This window comes from Nonomuraea sp. NPDC049607 (assembly GCF_040675375.1).
Lineage (GTDB): Bacteria > Actinomycetota > Actinomycetes > Streptosporangiales > Streptosporangiaceae > Nonomuraea.
The window spans coordinates 1-24085 of the sequence record NZ_JBFAOV010000064.1 but is presented as its reverse complement, the minus strand read 5'-3'; the positions used below and the strand labels follow the sequence as shown (position 1 = coordinate 24085).

The window sequence follows — 24085 nt, the reverse complement described above, 5'->3', positions numbered from 1 at the left end:
AGGTGAACGGCTCGGCGGCGATGATGAGCTGGACCGCGTGGTGCGCGTGCAGGTCGTTGCCGCCGATCGCGCCGCCGTACAGCATGAGGCCGGGCCGCAGGAGACACCAGCCGCGCCAGGCACGCGACATCACTCCGCCCTCCTTCTCAGGGGGTGGGCCCGCTGCGCCAGGCCGGTCCCTCAGACGATCGGCCCCCTGGTGTTCGCCGTCGCCCTGCGGTGCGCGCCTCCACCCCGGGTGGGTCCCCAAGAGCTGAGGGTCCCGTTACCGATCACGTGCCTGATCGGTAACGGGATATCGAAGGCGGTTACTAGTTCAGCACGTCCACGGCGACAGGTGACTGGTTGCCCTGTGCGTCGACCGCGACGACCTCCGCGCGATACTTCACGCCGTCGCGCGTGACCGGGACCGGAATGTCCATGGAGCCGGCGGCGGGCACCACGTCGAAGCGGTTGGCGACCTTGGTGCTGAGCACCTCGTCGCCGTTGTCGGCCCGGGTGACGCGCACCTTGTAGTGGTACACCAACTCGTCGTCCGCGGCCTGCTCGACGCGCAGCGCCAACTGGCCGTCCTTGCCGGTCTGCGCCGACAGGGGGTGCGACGACGTCCAGCGCGGGGCCGTGCGGTTGCGGTTGGCGTCGGTGTAGGTGAAGTTCTCCACGACCTGGGCATCGCTACCGGCCGTCTTGATCTCCCAGGGCTTGCCGGCCAACGTCCCGTCGCTCTGGAACGGCGGCTTCCAGTTCGCCGACCATTTCCCGCCGGTGTACATGTCGTGGAGGTCGGCGTTCAGATTGATGCGGTTGATGACCGTACGGCCCGGGTAGATCTCGACGGCCAGCCCCTGGGCGGTGGGGGTCTCGAAGCGATTGGCCAGTCGCCCTTCCGCGTCGAGCATCTGGTAACCGTGGTCGATTTCGATGTACGACGAACTGGAGTCGTTGACCGCGGTGAAGTTCTTCTGGTGGATCGAGCGCGGGTCGTTCAGGTTCAGATGCGAATGGCCCGAGAAGTAGATGGCGCGCGGGAACTTCGACAGATCCTCGGCCAGGCGCGGGTTGCTGGTCTGCTGGCCGTCCATGACGGTTCCCGGAACCGGCCGGTGCCCCCCGACGATGATCGGCAGGTCCCGGTAGGCGGGGTTCGCGGAGATCTGGCCGAGCTGTTCGCGCAGCCAGGCGGCCTGGGCGGGGGAGTAGTCCTCGGTGTTGACCGTGACGATCGGGATCCCCTTGACGTCGGTGCGGTAGTAACCGGCACCGGAGTCCGGGAACCACTCCTTGGGGTAGCCCGCACGGACTTCGGCCAGGGTCGCGTCATGGTTTCCGTACGCCATGAGCACCTGGGTCGCGTTCATGCCCTTGCGTTCGAGGTTCTCCTTGAAGATGCGGGCGGTCAGCTGGTGATCCTTGCCGCGTCCGTCCCAGTTGTCGTTGATCATGTCGCCGTTGGAGAGGATGGCGTCCGGGGTGCCCAGGACTCCGGCGAAGGTGTCGAAGTAGGACGACCAACGGTGGCGATCGGCCTCGTAGTCGCCGATGTGCACGTCAGAGACGATTATCATGCGGGCGATCGGCTGCTCACCCTCGCGGATGAGGTATCCCTCGGACTTGAAGGCGCCGGCCTGGTTGCCCTTGAAGGCGCGTGCCGTCAGGTTCGTGTCCGCGGTGATGCGGATCGGCTTGCCGGCGTACGGCGGGCTGCTCTTCGTGGGAATGCTGCCGTCGGTGGTGTAGCGGATCGTCTCACCCTGCTTGGCCTTGAGCTCGACGGACACCGCCTGCTCGTAACGGCCGCCGTCGACGCTGAACGCCGGGGCCGGTGGCGTCCCGCCCGGGACGGCTGAGGCGGCTTGTGCCAGCGGGAAGAGTCCCATACCGAGGCCAACCGAGACTGCTGCGATGTGGCGCCAGGTTGCCGATTCTCGGCGACCGGTGAAGTTGGCATGTGGCATGTGGTTGCCCCGATCTCGTCACGACGCACTCGGCGCTGTGACGTGTGCTTCAAAAGTTAACGACTTGAACCTGGAGCGCCAAGATGTACGGAAGCGCCGACCTGCATGAAGTTCCTACGACGTCGAAGGTAAGAAGTGGCCATTCGGCCGCTCGACGCAGGCGCCGGCCGGCGGCTCTCGCCCGGGACGGGCTCCAGCCGCCGGCCGCTTCACCTGTCAGGCGGTCGTGAAGGAGATCCACACGTCCGGCGGGACGTCCGGCCGGTGCGGGACCGCGTGGCGTTCCTCCGTCCACGCCTGGCCGGCGATCGTGGTGGCCACGCGCCTCCAGAACGCCACGGCCGCCGTGTTGGAGTCCTGGAAGGCGATCTTCCACGGGCCGGGATGCCGGGAGATCACGTCCCGCACGACCGTCATCCCGATCCCGGACCGGCGTGCGCCGCGTACGACGAAGAAGCTGTTCAGCACCCGCTCCGGGCCGGACAGCGCGCGTACGAAGGAGAACCCGATCGGGTGGTCGTCGCTGGTGAACAGGTAGGACGCCCAGTCGTCGTCCTGGAACGCGGCCCGCAGCCGGTCGCTGTGATAGGTGGCGTCGGCGGCGGGCAGCCCGCCCTGGAACTCCGACATGTCGTGGCGGAACATGAGCCAGAGTCGTTCGACAGTGGGGAAGTCCGCGGCGTTCGCAGGCCGCACGCTTGCTTGAAAAGTGGTCATACAAGCACTTTCCGGCCGCAATCAACATCAGGCCGGAAAGGTAACAATACCAGACGTTGATCATCAACGGCGCACGGTGCGATGCGTTACAGCTGCGGCGGCCACAGTTTTCCCACTCGTCGGTCGCGATCGAGTGACTCCTCCGCAGGGATCATCCCGCGCATGCTTCTGGTCACGACCCCCTGTTCCACGGACCGACAGGAGATCATCATGCCCGGAGCACCCACGGTGGCGATCGCGCGCGGAGCGGCCGCGTGCCTGCTCCTCTTATCGGCCGCCCTGACGTCGGCGAACCCCGCCGGGGCGAGCACCTCGGCGGTGGCGTGCGGGGACGTCCTGACGACGAACACCACGCTCACCGACGACCTGACCTGTCCGGGCGGCGCCTTGACCATCGGGGCCAACGACGTCGACCTGGACCTCAACGGGCACACGATCAACGGCTCGGGCACCGGCAACGGACTGCTGGTCGCCGGCCGGCGGGGCACCACGGTCCGCAACGGCACGATCACCGGCTTCGCCTACGGGATCTACGTCGACTTCGGCGGCACCGTCCTCACCGCCACCGACGTACGGCTGCTCGCCCCCGTGGACGTCTGGCGGGGCACGGTCACCTTCACCGGCACCCGCCGGGACGCCTGCCTGCTGTCCGGCATCAGGCTGATCGACGGGCTGCTCACGGCCGACCGGTGCACGGTGACCGGGCAGACCGTCCTGGTGCGCAGCTCCGGCTCGACGATCCGGGACAGCGCCCTGACCGGCGGAAGCCTCACCGTCAGCGCCACAGACCGGAGCGTCTTCACCGGCAACGTCTTCGACGCGTTCCCCATGGGCCTGTCGAACGACAGCCGCCGCAACCTCGTGAAGACCAACGTCTTCAAGAACTCGCCCACCGCGGGCCTCGGCGCGAACGAGACCTTCCTGCCGCAGGACGCGAACACCATCGAGTACAACGTGTTCACCGGCAACGACATCGGCCTGCACTCCAGCTCCATGCTGAAGCACCTCATCGTCCGCAAGAACGTGTTCAACGGCAACAAGACCGTCGGCATCTTCGTGGAGAACCCATGGGGGACAAACCGGGCCGGTCCTGATCCCGTCTCCGACAACGTGTTCGTCGGCAACGGCCACAACCCCAGTGGACTCGTCGACCGTCTGGGGCAGACGGTCCAGGGCGGCATCCACCTGACGTCGCGCGCGGCTCTCACCCCGCCGGTCACCTTGAGGAACAACGTCGGCACCGGCAACGCCGGCCATCTGATCTGGGCGCCCCCGGGCACGGTCGCCGACGGCGGCGGCAACCAGGGACCCTGCGGCCCCACCCCCAACCCCGACCTGACCTGCTGGTGACGCCCTCGGCGGTCAGGCGACCGTCACGCCGCCTTCGGGGGAGTCGGTGGAGCGGCTGAGCTCCGCCCAGGCGTCGAAGTCGTCCTGGACGCGTCGGCGCCCGGCCGTGACCAGGCGCAGCGCGTCCGAGCCGAGCAGAAGGTGCACGGGCGGCTCCTCCACGTCCAGGAGGGTGAGGATGGCGTCGCCCGCACGATCCGGGTCACCGATGCCCTGCCCCGCGAGGGCCTGGCGGCGGGTCCGGATCGGGTCGAACAGCGCGTCGTAGTCGGCGATGCTGCGGGGTGCGCGGACCAGTGACCTGCCTGCCCAGTCGGTCTTGAACGCGCCGGGCGCCACGGCGGTGACCCGCACGCCGAACTGGGCGACCTCTTGTGCCAGGGTGCCGGTGATGCCTTCCAGCGCGTGTTTGCTGCCTTCGTAGAACGCCAGTCCGGGGAAGGTGGTGTGCCCGCCCATCGAGGTGATGACGAAGATGTGGCCGCCGCGCCGTTCCCGCATGCCGGGCAGGACCGCCTTCATGGTCGCCACCGTGCCGAACACGTTGACCTCGAACTGCCGGCGCAGATCGGCCATCGACGACTCCTCGAAGGTGCCTTCGAGCCCGTAGCCGGCGTTGGCCACGAGCACGTCGATCGGGCCCAGTTCCGCTTCGGCGGCTCGGACCGTGGGGTCGATCCGGTCCGCGTCGGACAGGTCGAGGATGAAGGCGCGGGCGCGGTCGGGGTCCAGCGCCCGGAAGGCGGCCGCGTGCCGCTCGGCGCGTACGGTGCCCGCGACCCGGTGCCCGGCCGCCAGGGCTCGCCGGGCGACGGCCAGTCCGAGGCCGGTGCTGACGCCGGTGATGAGGAATGTCTTGCTCACTACGGATGTCCTTTCGTGGACGCCGGGCGTGCGTGCGCACGGCGGCATCGACCCCACAGGTTGGGCGGGGTCGTGTCCGGGTGGTTTCAGTGGTGGTCAGGACCCGGCGGCGGCGTCCCGAGCGGTGACGGGTTCGCTGCCCCAGCTGGCCAGCAGCCGCAGGCGCTCCTCGGACGGCGAGCCGGACGGCGCGCAGTAGACGACGAGCGACTGGCCAGGGTCGGCGACCGAGGTGAAGATCTCGTACTGCAGTTCCAGGTCACCGGCGACCGGGTGGCGGAGGCGTTTGAGACCGGTGCTGCGTTCCTGGACGCGGTGTTCCGACCACCACGCCGGGAACTCGGGGGAGCGCATCATCAGCTCACCGATCAGGTTGGCGATGTGCTGGTTCCGCGGCTGGGCGGCGGCGGCCAGCCGCAACCCGTGCACGTAGTCACGGGCGACGCGTTCCCAGTCGCACCACACCAGGCGGGCGCGCGGATCCAGCAGCGTCCAGCGCGCCATGCTGCGTTCCCGGCGCGGCAGCTCGGCCACGTCGGGGAACAGCGACGCCCACAACCTGTTCCCGCCGACGACGGTGAGGTTCCGGTCGGTGACGAAGGCGGAAGCCGTCTCCATCGACTCCAGCACCTGCCGCAGCGCCGGTCGTATCCGTGACGAGTGCTCGGCCCGGTCCTTGCGCCCGGCCGCGGCGCCCGCGAGGGCGAACAGGTGCCGCCGCTCGATGTCGTCGAACCGCAGCGCGTCGCACAGGGCATGCAGCACCTGTTCGGACGGCTGCCGGGCGCGGCCTTGCTCCAGACGGGTGTAGTACTCGGTGCTCACCCCGGCCAGTTGCGCGACCTCCCCGCGCCGCAGACCGGCGACCCGGCGACCGGCGTCGAACTCGACCGGCAGGCCGATCTCGTCCGGCGTGAGTCCGGCACGGCGGGCCCGCAGGAAGTCGCCCAAGTCGTTGTCGCCCATGCCCCAAGTCTGCTTCCTCGCCCAGCCGGCCACCAAGGGCGTAGCAGGCCCTGCCAGTACTACACACGTCCATGGTCAAGCACCGCTCGCCGCCTGCCCGCGGCGCCGGCGTCGGCCGCGCCGACCCTCCTTGTGCGGAACGGGCGGACCCAGCCCGCCTTTTCCTGCGCGGAGGCGGTGCGCGAGACGGTGTACGTCGAGACGCCGATGGACAGCGATCGCGACGGCCGCCGCGACCGGGTCGCCGCGGCCGTGATGCGCCCCGCGGAGACCCTGAACGGGATGAGGGTCAGGTGCAGGGCACGGGCGCCTCGGCAGGATGCCCGACGACCGGTGGCAGTGAGGACGTCCTCAGCGCGACCGCGGCCGTCGACTGGCTCAACGGCCGGGCACACGCCACCGACGCGAACGGGCGCGCGGTGGCCGCAGACTGGAGCACCGGCGCCGTGGGCCTGATCGGCCTCTCCTACGACGGCACTCTCGCCGAAGCGGTCGCCGCCCGAGGGGAGGGGCTCAGGACCATCGTTTCCAGGTGCGATCTCCAGCTGGTACGACTACGCGCGGGATCAGAGGATCGCCAATCCCGATTCCCGGCCGGTTCGCATGTGGTTCGGTCCGGCCGATTCGTCGGCTGTGGGCACCCTCGGAGACACGCCCGCCACGAGCGCGACCCAGACCTTCACCGACGACCCCACGCGGTACGCAGCGGAAATGATCGCCAACCCGTCGGCCGGCGCACCTTACCGGCTCGCCTACCTCACGGCCCCCTGGCTCTCGCCCCGAGAGGCACGCCGACCAAGCTGCCGATCGTCACGCGCGGTTCCATCGACGTCAAGAACCGTGACTCCGTGACCCGTCCGAAGGCCGTCCGCCCCGGCCAGGCGTGCACCGTGAGCTGGCGCCTGCACGCCACGGACCACGTCTTCCCGGCCGGCCATCGCACCGGGATCGTGCTCGTCGCGAACGACAAGGACTACGTCACCACCGGCCCCGCCGCCATGTCCGTGACCGTCGACCTCGGCCCGAGCAACGTGATGCTCCCCTTGGCGAACTGACCTCGCACCGCTGGGGACCCGGCGCCCGGCAGCGGTGCCCCTCACTCGCAGAAGAGCTCCACCCCAAGCCGCCCCACGCCCACCGGCGTCTGAATCCGTCGGGCACCGAGGTCGCAGCGGTCGGTCAGGACGACGTTCCCGATCCCCTTCACGGAAGTGGGTCAGGGACGTCGTCGCCCGTGAACAGGGTCAGGGCGTCGCGGTCGGGGGCGAGGGTTTCCGACAGGCGCTCGGCCTGGCGGTCGATCATGCGCTCCAGCGTCTTCTCCGCATGCCTTGCGTTGCCGAAGGAGTCTGTGCGGGGATACTGCCGGTACGCCTCCAGCAGCCGCTCCAGCGCCTCGGGCGCGCAGCGATAGCCCTCGGCCTCCGCCTTGCGGCGCACGATCTCCACCATCTCCTCATCGTCATAGGAGGTGAAGGGGACGGTCGCGCCGAAACGGTGGCGCAGGCCCGGGTTCGCGTCGAGGAAGTGCTCCATCTCCTGCGGATAACCTGCGACGATCAGCACGGTGTCGTCCCGGTGCTCCTCCATCAGAGTCAGCAGCGTGGACAGGGCCTCGGGGCCGAAGTCGTTCTGCGTCGCGCTCTGAGGCATGAGCGAATACGCCTCGTCGATGAACAGCACCCCGCCGACCGCGCGCTTGAACGCCTGCCGGGTCAGCGGCGCGGTCTTCCCCACGTACGGCGCGATCAGGTCGGCCCGCGTCACGACGGTGACCTGGCCTTGCGGGAGCACGCCAAGGGCCGCCAGGATCCGTCCGTACAGGCCGGCGACCGTGGTCTTGCCCGTGCCGGGCGGGCCGGTGAAGACCAGGTGGCGCACCGGGACCGTGGTCGGCAGTCCGGCCTCGGCCCGCCGACGGGTGTTCTCCATGCGCATCACCAGGCGCTTGACCTCACTCTTCACCTCGGACAGCCCGATCATCGCGTCGAGCTGCGCCAGCGCCTCGGCGAGCGCCGCCTCGTCCCGGCGGCGTCCACCGCCGCGCACCTCCGCGGGCAGGTCCTCGGGGAGCAGCGTGTCCAGGTCCGCCCCGCCCGCCGCGGCTCGCGCCGCCAGGTTGTCCGCCATCTTCTCCAACAGGTTCCGGGCGGCACGCCCGTTGGAGAAGGTCGGCCCGACGAGCTGCTGCTGGAAGTGGGACGCGAGCAGCGGCAGAGTCTCCTGGGACAGCTCGTACCCCTCGTCCCTGGCCAGCTTGGCGGTGATCTCCACCAGCTCCGCCGGCGAGTAGTGCGGGAAGGAAATGGTGCGGCTGAACCGGTCGCGCAGCCCCGGGTTGCTGTCGAGGAAGCGTTCCATCTCGGCGGGATAACCCGCCACAATCATGATCACTTCATCCCGGTGCGCCTCCATCAGCGTGAGCAGCTCGCCGATCGCCTCGCCACCGAAGTCGCGGCCCGAATCCTCCGGCACGAGCGTGTAGGCCTCGTCGATGAACAACACCCCGCCGAGGGCCCGTTCAAAGGTCTTCCGGGTGCGCGGCGCGGTCTCACCGATGTGCTCGCCGACAAGGTCGGCTCGTTTCGCCTCCACCAGATGACCGCTCTTCAGTGCCCCGAGCTCGGCGGCGATCCTGCCCCAGAGCTGGGCGACGGTGGTCTTGCCGGTACCGGGTGGACCCACGAAGACCAGGTGCTGCTGCGCGCTGCGTACAGGTCGCCCTGCCTGTCGGCGCCGCATGTCCAGGCGCAGCCGGTCGGCGAGCCGTCGCACCTGGGCCTTGGCCTGTTCCAGGCCGATGAGCGCCTCCAGTTTCGCCATCGCGGACCCGGCCGGACTCTCGACGTCCGGTCTGCCGCTGGTGGACTCGCCGATCTCGGCAGGACCGGCGTGTGCGGGAGCAGCGGTCGCGACGACGGCGGGTTCTTCCCCCACAGCGGTGGCGGGCGCGAACTCCCCGTCGTGGTCGACCAGCCGTACTCCGGGACGATGGGCGCCGATCAGGTCACCGCCTGCGTTGTCCCGTACAGTGCATCCGTCCAGGAGCACGCTTTCATCCGTACGGATGATCACACCGCTCCCGGTGCTGCCGGTCACCTTCGTCTTCCGCAGGGTCGCCGCCGCCCCCTCCGCAAGTTCGGCGCCGGTGGCGCAGCCCTGTAAGGTGACGTCCTCCAACCGCACCCGCCCGCCATGGACGTGGAAGCCGGCTCCGCCGGCGGCGACCGCACGACACCGGGTGAAACTGCCGTTGTCGACCGTGTACGCGTGACGGCCCGCCCGCTCGACAACCGAGTCCCGGACGGTGATCGAACCGCCCCCGCCGGCCTCCACCCCGAACACTTGCGGGTCCGTGATGCGCAGGCCCGCGAAGACACCACTCGAAGAGTTCACCACCAGCCCCGACTGGCAGTTCGCGATGCGCGCGTCCTCCACAGTGGGGTCGCCGCCTTCGCCGACATAGATCGCGGGGTAGGTCGCGCCCTCGATGGCGATGTCGCTGTAGGAGCCCCCCGAGGCGTCGATCTTCAGTCCGTTGCCCGCGACATCGCGGATCCTCACCCGGCGGGCCACCGGTCCGGCGGCCTCCGTCATCCAGAAGCTCGGTTCCGTCCCGCCGCTGATGTCGACATCCTCATACGTGCCGCCGGCGCCCTTGATCAGCAGGCCGCTGCCCCTCGCCTCGATGATCAGGTCACGCAGCACGGGGTCGCTGCCGCCGGCCACCCCCACCGCCGCTGTCGTCCCCCGGCCGGTCGCCGAGAACCGAAGAGAGCTGTAGGTTCCCCGAGAACGTTCCAGGATGGCCAGCCCGTTGCCGGCCACTCTCCGTACCGAACAGTTGGTGATCTCGGGTGCTGCCCCTCCGGTGACGAAGATCGCCGGATCGGTGGTCACCTCGTTCTCCCCGCCGTCGATGGTGCAGTTCTCGATGAGGGGCCGGCCCCCGTTGATGAAGATCGCGTTGCTCCGGGAGCGATGAATCGTGCAGTCGCGCAGCGTGGGCCTGGCGTTGCCCAGGATCGATATGGCGGAGGCCCGGCTGTCATCCCTGATGTCCACGGACTCGAACGTGCCGGACGCGTCGGTGATCTGCAGTCCGACGCCGTTCATGCGGAGGTTCCGGAAGACCGGGGAGCTCCTGTCGGAGACCGACACCCCGAACTGCGTCCCGGCTCCCGGGTCGGAGATCCGGCAGTCCGAATACGTTCCCGTGGAGTCGCCCTCGATGAGGAGGCCGGTCGCCGAAGCCCGCTCGATGTCGCACCTCTCGACCGTGGGGGCGCTTGTCTCCTTCACCACCACGGCCGGGCAGTTCTCCGGGCCCCCTGTGATCCGGCAGCGCACGATCGTGGGGTTGCTTCCGCGCACCACGATGGCGTTTCCGGTCGAGTTCGCTATTTCGCAGTCGCGGATGGCGGCGTCCGTGCCGTTGACGAAGGCGAAGCCCAAGGTCTCCTGAATTCGGCTTTCCTTGATTTCTCCCCGAGCGCCGTCGAAGACGATGGCGTGCCCACCGGTTCCGGCAATTGTGACATCTGACGCGACAAGGCGAGAGTCGGGCACGGCGAACAGTCCGTATTCGTGGCAGTCGTGGACGCGGCTGCGGCGAATACGGGCCATACCACCCTGATTCACGTAAACGCCACCGCATGAGGACGCCGAAACGGAGCAGTCCTCAAGCAACGCCCGGCCGCCGTCGCCCACCACGACTGCGGCCCAGTCGGTCGCCGTCCCGTGGAACGCGATCCCGCGCACAATGACCTCTTCGGGAGAGGTGACCAGAAGGGCCGCCTGGGGGGATACCACGCGTACGGTGCCCGCATCGGCCGCTCTGAGCACCACGAAACGATCCAAATGCACCATTTCTCGGTACTCTCCGGGCAGCACCGTCACCACGTCGGACGCACGTGAAGCGCGTATTGCGTCCCCAATTGTCCAGAACTGACCCTGGCCATGTGCCGAGACCACCAAATCGCCCAACGCGCACCCCCGTACCCACCAACCGAATACGTTTCCCACGCAGTCTAGAGTTGGTGATCTGCCATGTCTTGACCTGAATGGCCATGCTCCCCGAATGGCCCCCGGGAACAGCGGCAACGGCACTTCGGAGGGAAGCTCGCCCGTATGGAACATGACGAGGTGGCGGAGCGCCTGCGCGAGCTGCTCACCGCGACAGCCGAGCAGTCGGCGGCCGTGGCGCTGGTGTGGCAGGAGATCGAGCGTCAGGCGGACTGGAGCGAGACGGCGACCCGGCTCCTGAACCAGGCTCAGCAGTTCAACAGCCCCCTGCTGACGGCGGCCGCCGCGGGCGTGCTGCTCTGCCTGCTGCGAGAGCCCGATCGCAGCACGGAAACGGAGCTGGCGGCACAGGTGTCCGCCCTGGGAGCGTGCCGCCCGGTGCCCGCGGACTGCCTTTCGGTGTCCGAGGCGTGCAACCGGCTCGTGACCGGCGGCGCCACACTGGCTCTGGCGGACTGCGCCGTCGAGCTCCTCCAGGACTGCCTCTCCCGGCTCCCGGCGGACTCCGCCGAACGCCCGGCACTGCTGGCGGTGCAGGCGAACGCCTGGCGGTTGCGATATCTCAGGAACGGCGCCGAGACTGACCTGAGCCGAGCAGTGGCAGCTGTGGACGAGGCCCACGCACTCGCCGGGCCCGAGCACCCCCTGCATGCCAGGATCCGGCACAGCCGCGCCACCGTGCACGACCTCGTGGGGGGCCCGGACAGGATCGGCAGCAGGCATCGCGCCTCCGCCGAGGACGGCGACACTGATCCGGGCACACGAGGTCGCGCTCTGCTCAGCACCATCACCGAACTTCTGGCCCGCTTCCGCAAGAGCCAGGACACCGCAGCGCTGGACGAGGCGCTGGCACTGGCCGGGCAGGCGCTGGATCCCGCCTTCCAGCACGCCGGCGAGCGATGGTTTCTGCTGATGCGTGCCGCTCAGCCGTACGCGGTCAAGGGCTGGCACACCAAAGACGCGGAGCTGCTGGCCAGATCGATCGAGCTCCTGCGCGAAGCGCTCGACCTCCTGCCGGCCGGCCACGCGCTGGCCGTGGGCCTGCTGAACGAGCTCGGCTCCAGTCTGCACCTGCGGGCCCTGGTCCTGGACGACGAAGGCGAGCTGGCCACGGCCCTCTCCTTACTGCGCCGCTCGGTCGAACGCACACCCCACGCATCCGCCGACTATGCGTCCTTCTCGTCGAACTTCGCCATGGGCCTGTGGACGCTGTGGAAGCGCGGGCGAAGCCCGGCCGTCCTCGCCGAGGCGGTCCGCGTCGCGACGGACGCCCGCGACTCGGCGGCGGCCAACCCCACCTCCCGCCAGCACCTCGGACATCTGGAAGGGCTCGTGGGCACGCTGACCGGGCTGTGGGTTCAGCACTACCCCGCCATGGCCGGCCGGCACGAGCAGGCGAGGGCCGGGCTGGCCGCAGCCATGCGGTTGGGAGGGGAGACGGTCAACAGCGTGCTGACGGGCAGCATGAGCGTCGCTCTGGCCGCCGCCGCGGAAGACTGGTCGCTCGCGACCGATCTGAGCGCACAGGTCATCGAGTTGCTGCCGCACGTGGCCTCGCCCGCGCTGAGCCTCAGGGACCGGGAGCGCGGCCTGGCCGGGCTCACCACCGATCTGGCCCGTGACGCCTGTGCCTGCGCCTTGACCACGGGCTCCCCGCAACGGGCCCTGGAACTGCTCGAACAGGGCCGGGCCACACTCATCGACCAGGCTCTCGCCGGACGCCAGAACCACGACCTCGACCTCATCCGGCCATACGCCCCGGCCGAGGCCGTCCGGATGGCAGAGTTGCGCGAGCAGCTCGCGGAAACGGGGGAGGCCCGTCATGGAGCCGCGGCCGACCGCCGCCACACGCTGGCCGACGAGATGCTCAGGCTGACGCGGACCATCCGATCTCTGCCAGGGCTGGAGCGCTACCTTCTGCCCCCTCGGCTTGCCGACGTGCGCACGCGTCTCGGGTCCGACCCGCTGGTGGTGATCAACGTCAGCCGCTATCGATGCGACGCTCTCATCGTCACCGGCTCACGCGATGTCACCGTGGTTCCCCTGCCTGATCTGACCCTGGAAGAGGCCGGCGAGCACGCGGCGGGGTTCACGGCAGCGGTCACCAGGCTGTCCGACCGCCCAGGGCCGCGCGAGCGCAAACAGCTCACAGGCGCCCTGCGGGAAACGCTCGCCTGGTTGTGGGAGGTGGTGTCCGAGCCGGTACTCACGGCTTTGGGCGTCACCTCCGCCACCGACGATCCGCCGCGGGTGCATTGGTCGCCGACCGGGCCGCTCGTCTTCCTGCCGCTGCACGCGGCCGAGCGCGATGGCAACTGCGTGCTGGACCGAGTCGTCTCCTCCTACGTTCCGACACTGCGGCTGCTCCCCGCCCGACGGGAACCTCCGGCCACCGGCCCCTCTCTCATCGTCTCGGTGCCGCGCTCCACGCTGCTGCCGGGCCGGCCGCTCGACGAAGCAGCCCACGAAGTCGAAGCGCTGGTTCGGGCCTTCCCCGAGTCGGTGCTGCTGGAGCACGACGACGCCGACGCCGGCAGCGTGCTCGCGGCACTCGGCCGCAGCCGGCGCGTGCACTTCGCCTGCCACGGGGAGACCGACGCGCACCATCCATCGAACAGCCATCTCGTCCTGCAGAACGAGAGACTCACCGTTTCGGACCTGATGCGGCAGCGGCTGGACAGCCTGGACCTCGCGGTGCTGTCCGCGTGTCACACAGCGCGTGGCAGTGAGCACATGCCGGACGAGATGTTGCACCTGACCTCCGCCCTGCAGATCGCCGGCGTGCGTCACACGGTCGGCACGCTCTGGCAGGCGGGAGACAAGTCCGCCAGGCGGTTCACCGAGCTCTTCTACCAGAATCTGCAGGGGGGACACCCGGTCGCCGCCGCCGTCCACGCGGCTGCGCGCACCCTACGGGGCGAGTCGACCACCCCGGCTGCGTGGGCGCCGTTCATTCACGTCGGCTCCTGACCGGGGGTGCGCTCGGCGCGGCTGGACGAGAGCGTGGTGAGGGTGGACGGACCTTGTGCAGGTAGGGCGCCAGCAGGATGCCGAGCTCAGCCGGGGTCGCCGCGCTCGACGGTGCGATGCCCAGCGACCTGGCCACCGGTCTCAGCCCGATGTCCACGGCGGCCTCCACCAGCGCCGCCAGGTTGGCAGTGCGCTCTCGCGCGAGGAACCACCCGGTCGCGTACACCACCGCCCCGCCTACGGCGGCCGGCCACCACACGATGCCCACCAGCAGGTAGGCGAGCCCCCAAGCGCTGGTCAGTACGGCCGAGTCGAGCGCCGACGCAGCGTCGCGCAGCCCGCCGCGCACCTGGGCGGACAGGACCAGCCACAGGCGGGGCCAGAAGAGAGTCAGATCCAGAGCGTAGAAATCGGACACCCGCTGTTCGGCCGACCGCATGCGCGCACCGATCGCGGAATGCGCGGCCAGCCGCTTCCACCTGGGGTTGAACCAGAGGCTGAGCAGCAACCTGGCCAAGCCCTGAGCCAGAACCCCGGCAAGCGCCGCGCCCAGCAGCACTCCGGCGGCTTCCGCGGCGAGAATGCCGGGCCGCGTCCGGGCCAGCTCGTCCAGCAGGTCGGCGCTCGCATGCGCAAGATGGTTCCAGTCGACCGCGTGCTCCTGCCTCAGGCGGAACGCGATGACCAGGAACACGCCGTACAGGAAGCCGGGCAGCGCGAGTCGCGCGAGCCAGCGTTCGGCCAGCTTGCCGCCGAGACCGGCCAGGAAGCTGGTCATGCGCGCGGCACCCACTTCTCAGGCATCGTCCGATTCTGGATCGCGCACGAGAGCACCGGCCTCCCGGGGTCATCCATGTCGCACGGCACCATCCGCGAGCAGACACCGTTGGGGCAGACGGCCTTCAGCACAGCACCTTGATCACCCCGCAGCCCGGGAGGGAGGCCGTAGCCGCCACGGGTGGGCTCGACGTCCTGCCCCATCTTGACCAACAGCCCGGTGAGCCGGTCGGTGCAATCCTCTCCGCGCAGGATCCCGTCGAGGCAGGACTCGAACTCCTCGGACAGGTCATGCTCGACGGCCTCTTCGCGAAGTTCTTCCAGAAACTCACAACACCATGCGATCAGCTCGCCCATCGAATTCTCTTCCCTCGTTTCCTGCGCGAACCCAACCGAGCCTTCTCACCCTGGCGACGCTGGTCACGAGGGAGGTATGCCTAGAGCGACAGCGGGGTGACAGGAGGCTCCCGGTCGGGCCGAGAAGATCCTCGTTGCTGTCTTACCGTGCCTCGATTCCGCTGTCCAACCACACCTCGACCTGTCTGGCCCACCTCATCCGCACACAGCGGGCCGAACGCCGTTCCCGGGTGGCGCCGACCGCCACGTCCCAGGCGGTCGAGGTGTGGCTGATCACCCGGTTCGAGGACGTCAGGGCGGCGACAGCAGGGGAGCCGCGGGAGGCGGTGGCGGCGGAGGAGACGCCGGCGTACCTGACGGACCTGTGCGCGGCCGAGCGGGCCGATTCCTACGGGCGTCCCGCCGCCTGCCGATCATTCACGGTACGCGGACCGCTTCCGGAACTCGCCGATCGCCTCGGCCACGTCGGCGTAGTGGTCGCGGATGAAGAAGTGGCCCCCGGAGAAGGCGCGCAGCTCGAAGCCGGCGCTGGTGTGCAGGCTCCACGCCTGCACCTCCGCCAGGCTCGTCAGGGGGTCGTCATCGGCGGAGAACGCCACGACGGGGCAGGACAGCGGGGCCTCTCCGCCGAACCGGTAGGTCTCGATCGCACGGTAGTCGGAGCGGATCACGGGGAGTACGAGGGGGCGCAGCTCCATGTCGTCCAGCACCGCCGCGGCGCTGCCGTCCAGCATCTTCACGTGTTCGACCAGCGCCTGGTCGTCGAGCAGGTGCGTCATCTCGAAGCGGGCCCGGCTCGGGGCGCGTTGCCCCGACGCGAACAGCGCCACGGGGCCGCGGCCGCCCAGAGCCACGGCGGTCTGGAACGCCACGAGGGCCCCCATGCTGTGCCCGAAGAAGAGCCGCGGCCGGTCGTCGGACTCGGCATCCAGAGCGTCGGCGACCTGGCCGGCCAGTGTCCGCAGGTCCTTGACCAACGCCTCGTGGCGGCGTTCCTGCCTGCCGGGGTACTGCACCGCGAGCACCTCGGCCGAGGGCGAAAGGACGGCCGACAAGGCGTGGTAGAAGCTGGAGGAGCCGCCGGCGTGCGGAAAGCAGACCACCTGCAGGTCGCCTTCCGGCGACGGATGGAAGCGGTGGAGCCAGGGATTCGCTCGGGTCACTGCGTCCCTCCTTCGTGACGACCGTGCTCTTTTCGCAAAAGAAGCCGGGACGATGAAACGGCGAATCATCTCTCGCGAGAATGCCGATCATACCCACTCGCCACAGCCCGCTCCCGGCGAACCCGGGACGGGTAGGGGGATGTCCTGCTGAGCACAGCCTTTGCCGAGCACTGTGGAAGCGCCTTTACGGGAGGGATAGGGGAGAGACGCCGCATCCAGATGCTTGTCGCGAAAGCCGCTAGGGGGGACGTAAGGGTTGGGGTGTGGAAAACGCCCATATAGCGTGCCGGTTGAGCAGGCAGGAAGCCAGCCTTTCGAAAGGGAAGCGCCGTTTTCCGTAATGGCCGTCCACCGATGGTCACGGTGACGGGAGAGGTGTGTCCCGACGTCGTCCGAGAGCCGGCGCGTGCTCCCTTTCGCTGGTCGAGGCAGACGTCACGGGAGACACGATGAGAGAGATCAGCAAGGTCGGCATCGTCGGAGGCGGCGTCATGGGCTCGGGCATCGCCGAGGTGTGCGCCCGCCGGGGGCTCGACGTGCGCGTCGCGGTCTCCGCCGAGACGTCGCTCGCACCCGCCCGGCGGCGCCTGGTCGCATGGCTCGACCGGGGCCTGCGCAAGGGCGGGATCACCGAGGCCGAGCGGGACGCGGCCTTGGGGCGCGTGTCGTTCGTCGCCGATCTCGGCGAACTCGCCGACCGGCACCTCGTCTTCGAGTCCGTGCCGGAACGTGAGTCGATCAAGCTTGAGGTGCTGGGCGCGCTCGACAAGATCCTCGACGACCAGGACGCGATCCTCGCCTCGAACACCTCCTCGATCCCGATCATCAGGCTCGCACGGGCCACCGGCCGGCCGAGCCAGGTGATCGGGGTGCACTTCTTCAACCCGGCTCCCGTGCTTCCCCTGGTGGAGCTGATCGGATCGTTGCTGACGACGGAGGCGACGTTCGCGCGGGTGGAGTCGTTCGTCGCCGGGACGCTCGGCAAGGACGTGATCCGGTCGCCGGACCGCGCCGGATTCGTGGTGAACGCGCTGCTCATCCCCTACCTGCTGTCGGCCGTGCGCATGGTGGAAAGCGGGTTCGCCCCCGCCGAAGTGGTCGACAAGGGCATGACGCTGGGCTGCTCCCACCCGATGGGCCCGCTGAGGCTGGCCGACCTGATCGGCCTGGACGTCGTGGCCTCCATCGCCGAGGCCCTGTACGAGGAGTTCAAGGAACCGCTCTACACGCCCCCGCCGCTCCTGCTGCGCATGGTCGACGGCGGCCTGCTGGGCAAGAAGGTCGGCCGGGGCTTCTACGACTATCCGTGATCCTGACCGGAGGACTGGTGGACTTCAGCGACAGCGCCAAGGGCGGCACCGCGATGATCTTCCCGGGGATGGGCCCGGTCCGGTTCGCGGACGTCGCCGAGTTCATGCGGGGCGATCCCGCCGCGCGCAGACTGATCGCCCTGGCCGACGACGTCGTCGGCTATCCGCTGACGGACCGGTTCCACCGGTCGGAGGGCGACTACTCGGAGGCGGCCCAGGTGGCGTTCATGGTGAACTGCCTGGCCCTCGCCGACTGGGCGGAGCGCACCCTGGGCGTGACGCCGGCGGTGTGCGCCGGACCGAGCTTCGGCGGGAAGGCGGCCGCGGCGTACTCCGGCGCCCTGTCCTTCGAGGACGCCGTCCGCATGACGGCGGGCCTGGCCCGCTGCACCGAGGAGTACTTCGGCCGGGCCCATCAGGACATCGTCACCTGCTCGTTCGTCAGGACCCCGGAGCCCAGGCTCCAGGAGGTGCTGGCCGAGCTCGACGAACGCGGCGAATGGCACGACCTCTCCTGCACCGTCGACCACGACTTCTTCATGCTCTCCCTGAGGGAGCGGCAGGTGGAGTGGCTGGAGCAGCGGGTGCGCGCGGCCGGCGGGCTGCCGCTGTACACGATGCGCCCGCCGATGCACTCGGCCGCGTTCGAGCCGCTGCGGCGCCTGGCCGAGGAGCGGGTCATGGGGGAGCTGCGCTTCGCCGACCCCAGGCTGCCGGTGGTGGACGACCACGACGGGACCCTGCTGACCACCGGGGAAGGCGTACGGACGATGCTGCTGGACGGCTTCGTCAGGCCACTCCGCTGGCCGGAGGTGGTGGCCGCGCTGCGGCGGCTGGAGATCGCCAAGGTGTGTGTCGCCGGTCCGGACGCGCTGTTCGGCCGGGTGGCGATCACCAGGGAGAGCTTCGAGGTGACGCCGGTGACCCCGAGGACGGCGATGACGCCGCCCCGGGCCCCGGTCGCCTAGACCGACCCGGCCTGTCAGTGGCCGGGCGACCGGTCGGACAGCCCGCTCAGCACGCCCCACAGCGTGCCCGGAGTGCGAAAGGTGTCCAGGGCCAGCGCCTCGTCCTGGAACCGTACGTCGAACGCGCTTTCCAGAGCGGCCAGCAGGTCGACTATGCCGAGCGAATCCAGGCCGAAGGCCATCAGGTCGAGGTCCTCCTGAACCTTCTCGTCGGGTGCGAGAAAGGGCAGGCGCATTCGCAGAATGGTCTCGAACTGATCGTTCCACATTATGTGCGAACCCTTTCTTGTCGGCGGATTCGGAGTGCTGATCTATTTGACGATATAGGCCGTCTGCGGCAAAGTCCAGAAAATACAAGTGAATGCCAGGCGAGGAGGAAAGAATGGCAGGGGAATCCGTCTCGGCCCTCTACGGACTTTTTCTGGACGGCCTGCGGAAGTCACCGGGCGGGACCGCGTTCCGGGTCGGCGACGACAGCGCGACGTACGAGCGGCTGCACGAGCTGGCCCTGTCGTGGGGCGGGGCGCTGCTGCGGACGCCCTCCCCGCGGCCCACTGCCGTGGGAGTGCTCGCCGGCAAGGGGACCGTCTGCTACGCGGGCATCCTCGCCGGCCTCGCCGCGGGGGTGACCGTCGTGCCGCTGCGCCCGGACTTCCCGGCCGCGCGCACCAGGCAGATGATCGAGGCCGCCCGGGTGTCCACGCTGATCGTCGACGAACGCGGGGGAGAGGTCGCCGCCACCCTTCGGGCAGAGGGCCTGGAGGTGCACGTCCTCGCGGTCGGCGCGAGCCGCGCCCTGCCGGAACCTCGGCCGGTCCGCGCCGACGACATCGCCTACGTGCTGTTCACCTCCGGCTCCACGGGCGTTCCCAAGGGAGTGCCGATCACCCACGGGAACACCGGCCACTACTTCCGGTTCCTGGCCGGGCGGTACGACTTCACCTGCGACGACGTCTTCTCGCAGACCTTCGACCTGACCTTCGACTGCGCCATGTTCGACCTGTTCTGCGCCTGGGGAGCGGGCGCGACCTCGGTGGCCGTGCCCCCGGCCGCCTACCGGGACCTGCCGTCGTTCCTGGCGGAGCAGGGCGTCACGGTGTGGTTCTCCACCCCGAGCGCGATCTGGACGGTGCGGCGGACCGGCGGCCTTCGCGCGGCCGCCATGCCGCACCTGCGCTGGAGCTTCTTCGCCGGAGAGGCACTGAGGTGCGCCGATGCCGCCGACTGGCAGCGTGCCGCCCCCGCCTCCGTCGTGGAGAACCTGTACGGCCCGACCGAGCTGACCGTCACCATCGCCGGCCACCGCTGGTGCCAGGAGATCTCGCCCGGGCTGGGCGTCAACGGCCTGTCGCCGATCGGGTCCGTGAACCCCGGGCACGACCACCTGCTGATCGAGGACGGACGGCTCGCGGACACCGAGGGAGAGTTGTGGATCACCGGGCCGCAGCTGACTCCCGGCTACCTCGACCCCGACCACGACAAGGGACGATTCGTGGAGCGTGACGACCGCGTCTGGTACAACACCGGCGACCGGGTCCGGCGGGCCGTCAACGGCGAGCTGGTCTACCTCGGGCGGGCCGACAGCCAGGTCCAGGTGCAGGGCTGGCGGGTCGAGCCGGCCGAGATCGACCACGCCGTGCGCGGCTGCGAGGGCGTCGAGAACGCGGTGACGGTGAGCACCACGGCCGGGAACGCCACCGAGCTCGTCGTGTTCTACACCGGGCGGCCCACGTCGATCTCCCGCTTCGCCGCCCAGCTCCGCAGGACGCTTCCGACGGGTCTCATTCCCCGTCACTACCGCCATCTGGACGAGCTGCCGTTGAACCCCAACGGGAAGGTCGACCGGGCGGGGCTGCGGGACAGGGCCGCGGAACTGGTCGCGGGGACGACGGTGGCCCCTGACGACCTTTGAGACCCTTGACGCTTCATTCCGGAAACGCGGTCAGTCCTCGCGGAAGCGGTTGATCTGGTCGATGTGGCGGGCGCGGAACTCGGGATCGTCGACGCCGAGGCCGGGACGCGGCGCCAGGCACAGCACCCCCACCTTGCCGCTGTGGGTGTTCTCGTGGACGCGACGGGCCGCCGCCCCGACCTCGTGCAGGCCGTACACGGCGGACAGTGTGGGGTGGACCGCCCCCTTGGTGATGAGCCGGTTCGCCTCCCACGCCTCACGGTAGTTCGCGAAGTGGGTCCCGATGATCCGCTTCAGGGCCATCCACAGGTAGCGGTTGTCGTACTGGTGCTGGTAGCCGGAGGTGGAGGCACAGGTGACGATCGTGCCGCCGCGGCGCGCCACGTACACGCTGGCGCCCATCGTCTCCCGGCCGGGATGCTCGAAGACCACGTCAGGGTCGTCGCCGCCGGTGAGGTCGCGGATCCGCGAGCCGAAACGCTTCCACTCCGTGGTGTCGGGGGTCTCCGGGTCCTTCCAGAACCGGTAGCCTTCCGCGCTCCGGTTGATGATCAGCTCCGCCCCTTGGGCGCGGACGAGCTCCGCCTTCGTCTCACTGGACACCACGCACACGGGGATCGCCCCGGCGCGCAGGACGAGCTGCGTCGCGTACGAACCGAGCCCGCCCGCGGCGCCCCAGACGAGCACCACGTCGCCGAGCTTGATCTGCCCCCCGTTGCGTGAGATGAGCTGACGGTAGGCCGTGGAGTGGACGAGGCCGGAGCAGGCCGCCTCCTCCCAGGTCAGGTGGGCGGGCTTGGGCATGAGCTGGTTCGCCTTGACCAGGCTGAGCTGCGCGAGGCCGCCGTAGTTGGTCTCGTAGCCCCAGATGCGCTGGTCGGGGTCGAGCATGCTGTCGTCGTGGCCGTCGGCCGAGGAGAGCTCGACCGACAGGCAGTGCGCCACGACCTTGTCGCCGGCCTGCCAGCGATGCACCCCCGGACCGGTCTTCAGCACGACTCCGGACATGTCCGAGCCGAGCACGTGGAAGGGCTGGTTGTGGCCGCTGGCGGAGGGGACCGACTTGGCGTACCGCTTCAGGAAGCCGAAGGTGGGCATCGGCTCGAAGATCGCACTCCAGACCGTGTTGTAGTTGATGCTGCTGGCCATCACCGCGACGAGCGCCTCGCCGGGGCCCGGCTCCGGCGTGGGGATGTCCCAGATGGTCAGGGACTTGGCGGGATCGCGGTTCTCCGTGGGGGTCCCGTCGAAGAGGTTGACGTCGTCGCGGAGCACGACCGCGCCCCGGTAGCTCTCCGGTATCGGGAGATGCCGGACCTGTTCGGCGTCGAATTCCCCCGACACCAGGACGTCTCTGATCTCGTCCATCGATTCTCCTTGGGTGGGTTGTGGCTGGGAGGTGGTGCCCGGATCAGGACGGGCCGAGCTGATCGTCCAGCGTGGCGAAGAGCTCTTCGTCCGTGAGGTCGTCGAGGTCCTGCTCCTCGGGCAGGTCGGACGCCTCTTCGGCCGCCAGCAGGATGGCCCGGCACCGCTTGCCGATCTCGGACCTGTCCTCGGGGGACATGCTCTGCTCCCGCAGCAGCCGCTCCAGCTCCTCCAACTGGACGAGGACGGAGCCGGACGTGCTCGGCGCCTCGGGAAGAAGCCTGTTCAGGATGAAGCGGGCGAGGGCCGTCGGGGTGGGATGGTCGAAGACCAGCGTGACCGGCAACTCCAGCCCGGTGGCCTGGTTCAGCTGGTTGCGCAGCTCGACGGCGGTCAGCGAGTCGAACCCCAGCTCGTTGAAGACCCGGTCCGGCTCGACGGAGTCGTCCGAGACGTGTCCCAGGACCGTCGCGGCCGCCGACCGCACCAGTGACACCACCACCCGCTCCCGCTTGGCCGCGGGCAGGCCCTCCAGGGAGGCCGCCAGCCCCCTGTTCTCCTCGTCGTCCTCGCGGGTGGACGGACCGTCGAGCGCCTGACCGAACTCGGGCACGCCGCTCATCAGCGGGCGGGGCCGGGCCAGCGAGAAGACGGGCGCGAAGCGTCCCCAGTCGATGTCGGCCACCACCAGGTGGGCGGCGCCACCGCCCACGACCTGGCCGATCGCGATCGCGGCGGCGTCGGGCGCCATCGCCCTCAACCCGCTGCGGCCGAGCCGCTCCCCGGCGGCCTCCATCATTCCGCCGCCGCCCCAGCCGCCCCAGGCGATGGAGGAGCCGGCCAGCCCTCGGCCACGTCGACGCAGGGCCAGCCCGTCGAGGAAGGCGTTGGCGGCGGCGTAGGGAGCCTGTCCGCTCGACCCCCAGACGGCCGCGCCCGACGAGAACATCATGAACGCCTCCAGGGGGCGGTCACCCAGGAGCTCGTCCAGGATCACGGCTCCGCCGACCTTGGCCCGTCCGAAACGGGCGAAGTCGTCCAGGGTGATGTCGGCCACCAGCACGTCGTCGTGTCCGACGCCGGCCGCGTGCATCACCGCGGTCAGCGGGGCACCGCCGGGCAGCGAGCCGAGGAGGTCTCGCACGGCTGCGCGGTCGGTGACGTCGCAGGCCGTGACCGTGACCGCGGCCCCCAGGCCCGTCAGCTCCGCTTCCAGCTCGGGGACGCCCTCGGCGTCGCGGCCGCGCCGGCTCACCAGCACCAGGTGGTCGGCGCCCTCCCGGGCGAGCCACCGGGCGACGTTCGCGCCGACCCCGCCGGTTCCCCCGGTGATCACGACGGTTCCGTGCGGCTTCCAGCCCTGCGTCGGCTCTTCCTCGCCGTACGGGGATCGCACCATGCGGCGTGCGTGCAGGACGCCCGCCCGGATCGCGACCTGGTCCTCGCCCGTCGTTCCCGCCAGCGCATCGTGCAGCAGCGCGACGTCCGCCGCGCCGGGCGCGTGCGGCAGGTCGACGAGCCCGCCCCAGGTGTCCGGATGGTCCACCGCGAGCACCGCGCCCAACCCCCAGACGGAGGTCTGGAACGGGTTCACGGACTCGCGGGCCTCGTCGACGGCCACCGCACCCGCGGTGGCGAGCCAGAGCGGCGCGGTCACGTCGGCGTCAGCCAGCGCCTGCACCAGCGTGAGGACGGACGCGGTGCCGCGGGACAAGGTCGGGTGGGCCGCGCTCGGTCCGTCGTCGAGCGGAAGAAGGCACAGCACGCCGGACACGGGAGGTTCCGCGCGAAGGGTGTCCGCGAGCGTCGCGCGGTCCTCATCGCCGACCACAAGGGTGCGGACCTCGACGCCGTTCTCCGCCAGGCCGGCGAGGACGTCGCGGACGATCGGCAGGTCCTGACTGGGTATGGCCACCAGCCACGTCGCGTCCCCCGGTTTCTCCAGGGTGGGGGCGGTGGTCGTGCGCCAGGTCACCTTGTAGCGCCAGGTGTCGAGCCTGGACCTCTTGCGTTCCTCGTCCCGCAGCGACGTCAGGGCTGGCAGGACGGCCTTCAAAGAATCGGTGTCGACGTTCAGCCGGGTGGCCAGGTCGTCGGTGTCCGCCGACGCCACCTTCTCCCAGAAGCCGTCGTCCGCCGTGGAGACCGGTTTGCGGGTGGTCTTCGGGAGGAGCCAGTAGCGCTGGTGTTGGAAGGGGTAGGTGGGGAGGTTGGTGGTGGTGGTTGGGGTGGGGGTGAGGAGGGTGTTCCAGGTGATGGGGGTGGTGGTGTGGGTGTGGATGGTGGCTAGGGCGTGGAGGAGGGTGGGGGTTTCGGGTTGGTTTTTGTGGAGGGTGTTGATGGTGGTGGGTGGGGGGGTGTTGGTGGTGGGGGTGGGGAGGTT

At 69.7% G+C, this 24085-nt stretch carries 17 protein-coding genes and 1 pseudogene; 7 read left to right on the top strand and 11 right to left on the bottom strand.

Annotation, left to right across the window (positions count from 1 at the left end):
* Window positions 1-311 precede the first annotated feature (311 nt).
* Complete coding sequence (locus AB0J97_RS49515) at window positions 312-1877, bottom strand: chitobiase/beta-hexosaminidase C-terminal domain-containing protein (RefSeq protein ID WP_364103824.1); 1566 nt, start codon at window positions 1875-1877, stop codon at window positions 312-314.
* A 294-nt stretch (window positions 1878-2171) separates the two neighbouring features.
* On the bottom strand, window positions 2172-2651 hold the full coding sequence (locus tag AB0J97_RS49510; RefSeq protein WP_364103821.1) for a GNAT family N-acetyltransferase: 480 nt from the start codon (window positions 2649-2651) through the stop codon (window positions 2172-2174).
* Window positions 2652-2882: 231 nt separating this feature from the next.
* Here AB0J97_RS49510 and AB0J97_RS49505 point away from each other — a divergent pair, with 231 nt between their 5' ends.
* The gene (locus AB0J97_RS49505) at window positions 2883-4022 is read left to right on the top strand and encodes a right-handed parallel beta-helix repeat-containing protein (RefSeq protein ID WP_364103818.1); all 1140 of its coding nucleotides are present in this window, start codon (window positions 2883-2885) and stop codon (window positions 4020-4022) included.
* Between the two features lie 12 nt (window positions 4023-4034).
* Here AB0J97_RS49505 and AB0J97_RS49500 read toward each other — a convergent pair whose 3' ends face one another.
* Together AB0J97_RS49500 and AB0J97_RS49495 are read right to left on the bottom strand one after the other, a co-directional pair.
* Window positions 4035-4886, bottom strand: a complete 852-nt coding sequence (locus AB0J97_RS49500) for an oxidoreductase (RefSeq protein WP_364103815.1) — start codon at window positions 4884-4886, stop codon at window positions 4035-4037.
* A gap of 96 nt (window positions 4887-4982) precedes the next feature.
* Window positions 4983-5852 carry a helix-turn-helix transcriptional regulator gene (locus tag AB0J97_RS49495; protein ID WP_364103812.1) on the bottom strand — a complete coding sequence of 290 codons (870 nt, stop codon included), beginning with the start codon at window positions 5850-5852 and terminating at the stop codon, window positions 4983-4985.
* A 71-nt stretch (window positions 5853-5923) separates the two neighbouring features.
* Between AB0J97_RS49495 and AB0J97_RS49490 the strand changes: the two genes are divergently transcribed.
* Complete coding sequence (locus tag AB0J97_RS49490; protein WP_364103809.1) at window positions 5924-6907, top strand: CocE/NonD family hydrolase; 984 nt, start codon at window positions 5924-5926, stop codon at window positions 6905-6907.
* Window positions 6908-7055: 148 nt separating this feature from the next.
* Here the strand turns inward: AB0J97_RS49490 and AB0J97_RS49485 are convergent, their stop codons facing one another.
* Window positions 7056-10754 carry a right-handed parallel beta-helix repeat-containing protein gene (locus tag AB0J97_RS49485; protein WP_364103806.1) on the bottom strand — a complete coding sequence of 1233 codons (3699 nt, stop codon included), beginning with the start codon at window positions 10752-10754 and terminating at the stop codon, window positions 7056-7058.
* Between the two features lie 243 nt (window positions 10755-10997).
* On the opposite strand from AB0J97_RS49485, the gene AB0J97_RS49480 reads away from it, so the two are divergent.
* A complete protein-coding gene (locus AB0J97_RS49480; RefSeq protein WP_364103803.1) occupies window positions 10998-13847 on the top strand; it encodes a CHAT domain-containing protein in 2850 nt (949 codons plus the stop codon).
* On the opposite strand, the gene AB0J97_RS49475 is transcribed toward AB0J97_RS49480, so the two are convergent.
* On the bottom strand, window positions 13828-14625 hold the full coding sequence (locus tag AB0J97_RS49475; RefSeq protein ID WP_364103800.1) for a hypothetical protein: 798 nt from the start codon (window positions 14623-14625) through the stop codon (window positions 13828-13830). The two genes, AB0J97_RS49480 and AB0J97_RS49475, sit on opposite strands and share 20 nt — an antisense overlap.
* Window positions 14622-14981: a hypothetical protein gene (locus AB0J97_RS49470; RefSeq protein WP_357701632.1), complete on the bottom strand. Its 360-nt coding sequence runs from the start codon at window positions 14979-14981 to the stop codon at window positions 14622-14624. The genes AB0J97_RS49475 and AB0J97_RS49470 overlap by 4 nt, the downstream gene beginning before the upstream one ends.
* 134 nt (window positions 14982-15115) lie before the next feature.
* On the opposite strand from AB0J97_RS49470, the pseudogene AB0J97_RS49465 reads away from it, so the two are divergent.
* Window positions 15116-15211 (top strand): annotated as a pseudogene (locus AB0J97_RS49465) (IS5/IS1182 family transposase); the annotation flags it as partial.
* 183 nt (window positions 15212-15394) lie between these two features.
* On the opposite strand, the gene AB0J97_RS49460 reads toward AB0J97_RS49465, so the two are convergent.
* Window positions 15395-16144: an alpha/beta fold hydrolase gene (locus AB0J97_RS49460; RefSeq protein WP_364103797.1), complete on the bottom strand. Its 750-nt coding sequence runs from the start codon at window positions 16142-16144 to the stop codon at window positions 15395-15397.
* A 449-nt stretch (window positions 16145-16593) separates the two neighbouring features.
* Here AB0J97_RS49460 and AB0J97_RS49455 point away from each other — a divergent pair, with 449 nt between their 5' ends.
* Window positions 16594-17454, top strand: coding sequence for a 3-hydroxybutyryl-CoA dehydrogenase (locus AB0J97_RS49455; RefSeq protein WP_364103794.1), 861 nt, complete (start codon window positions 16594-16596; stop codon window positions 17452-17454).
* A 17-nt stretch (window positions 17455-17471) separates the two neighbouring features.
* Window positions 17472-18422, top strand: a complete 951-nt coding sequence (locus AB0J97_RS49450) for an acyltransferase domain-containing protein (RefSeq protein WP_364103791.1) — start codon at window positions 17472-17474, stop codon at window positions 18420-18422.
* A gap of 14 nt (window positions 18423-18436) precedes the next feature.
* Here the strand turns inward: AB0J97_RS49450 and AB0J97_RS49445 are convergent, their stop codons facing one another.
* Window positions 18437-18658, bottom strand: coding sequence for a phosphopantetheine-binding protein (locus tag AB0J97_RS49445; RefSeq protein ID WP_364103788.1), 222 nt, complete (start codon window positions 18656-18658; stop codon window positions 18437-18439).
* A gap of 146 nt (window positions 18659-18804) precedes the next feature.
* Here AB0J97_RS49445 and AB0J97_RS49440 point away from each other — a divergent pair, with 146 nt between their 5' ends.
* Window positions 18805-20334, top strand: a complete 1530-nt coding sequence (locus AB0J97_RS49440) for an AMP-binding protein (RefSeq protein ID WP_364103785.1) — start codon at window positions 18805-18807, stop codon at window positions 20332-20334.
* A 30-nt stretch (window positions 20335-20364) separates the two neighbouring features.
* Here AB0J97_RS49440 and ccrA read toward each other — a convergent pair whose 3' ends face one another.
* A complete protein-coding gene (gene ccrA / locus AB0J97_RS49435; RefSeq protein ID WP_364103782.1) occupies window positions 20365-21702 on the bottom strand; it encodes a crotonyl-CoA carboxylase/reductase in 1338 nt (445 codons plus the stop codon).
* Window positions 21703-21745: 43 nt separating this feature from the next.
* Window positions 21746-24085, bottom strand: a 2340-nt coding sequence (locus AB0J97_RS49430) for an SDR family NAD(P)-dependent oxidoreductase (RefSeq protein ID WP_364103779.1), incomplete at its 5' end; no start/stop codon positions are given.

Excerpts from the sequence above, each read along its gene's own strand:
- AB0J97_RS49515 (WP_364103824.1), bottom strand. The coding sequence starts at position 1,877 with ATGGGACTCTTCCCGCTGGCACAAGCCGCCTCAGCCGTCCCGGGCGGG.
- AB0J97_RS49505 (WP_364103818.1), top strand. The coding sequence starts at position 2,883 with ATGCCCGGAGCACCCACGGTGGCGATCGCGCGCGGAGCGGCCGCGTGC.
- AB0J97_RS49495 (WP_364103812.1), bottom strand. The coding sequence starts at position 5,852 with ATGGGCGACAACGACTTGGGCGACTTCCTGCGGGCCCGCCGTGCCGGA.
- AB0J97_RS49490 (WP_364103809.1), top strand. The coding sequence starts at position 5,924 with ATGGTCAAGCACCGCTCGCCGCCTGCCCGCGGCGCCGGCGTCGGCCGC.
- AB0J97_RS49475 (WP_364103800.1), bottom strand. The coding sequence starts at position 14,625 with ATGACCAGCTTCCTGGCCGGTCTCGGCGGCAAGCTGGCCGAACGCTGG.
- AB0J97_RS49470 (WP_357701632.1), bottom strand. The coding sequence starts at position 14,981 with ATGGGCGAGCTGATCGCATGGTGTTGTGAGTTTCTGGAAGAACTTCGC.
- AB0J97_RS49455 (WP_364103794.1), top strand. The coding sequence starts at position 16,594 with ATGAGAGAGATCAGCAAGGTCGGCATCGTCGGAGGCGGCGTCATGGGC.
- AB0J97_RS49445 (WP_364103788.1), bottom strand. The coding sequence starts at position 18,658 with ATGCGCCTGCCCTTTCTCGCACCCGACGAGAAGGTTCAGGAGGACCTC.
- AB0J97_RS49440 (WP_364103785.1), top strand. The coding sequence starts at position 18,805 with ATGGCAGGGGAATCCGTCTCGGCCCTCTACGGACTTTTTCTGGACGGC.
- ccrA (WP_364103782.1), bottom strand. The coding sequence starts at position 21,702 with ATGGACGAGATCAGAGACGTCCTGGTGTCGGGGGAATTCGACGCCGAA.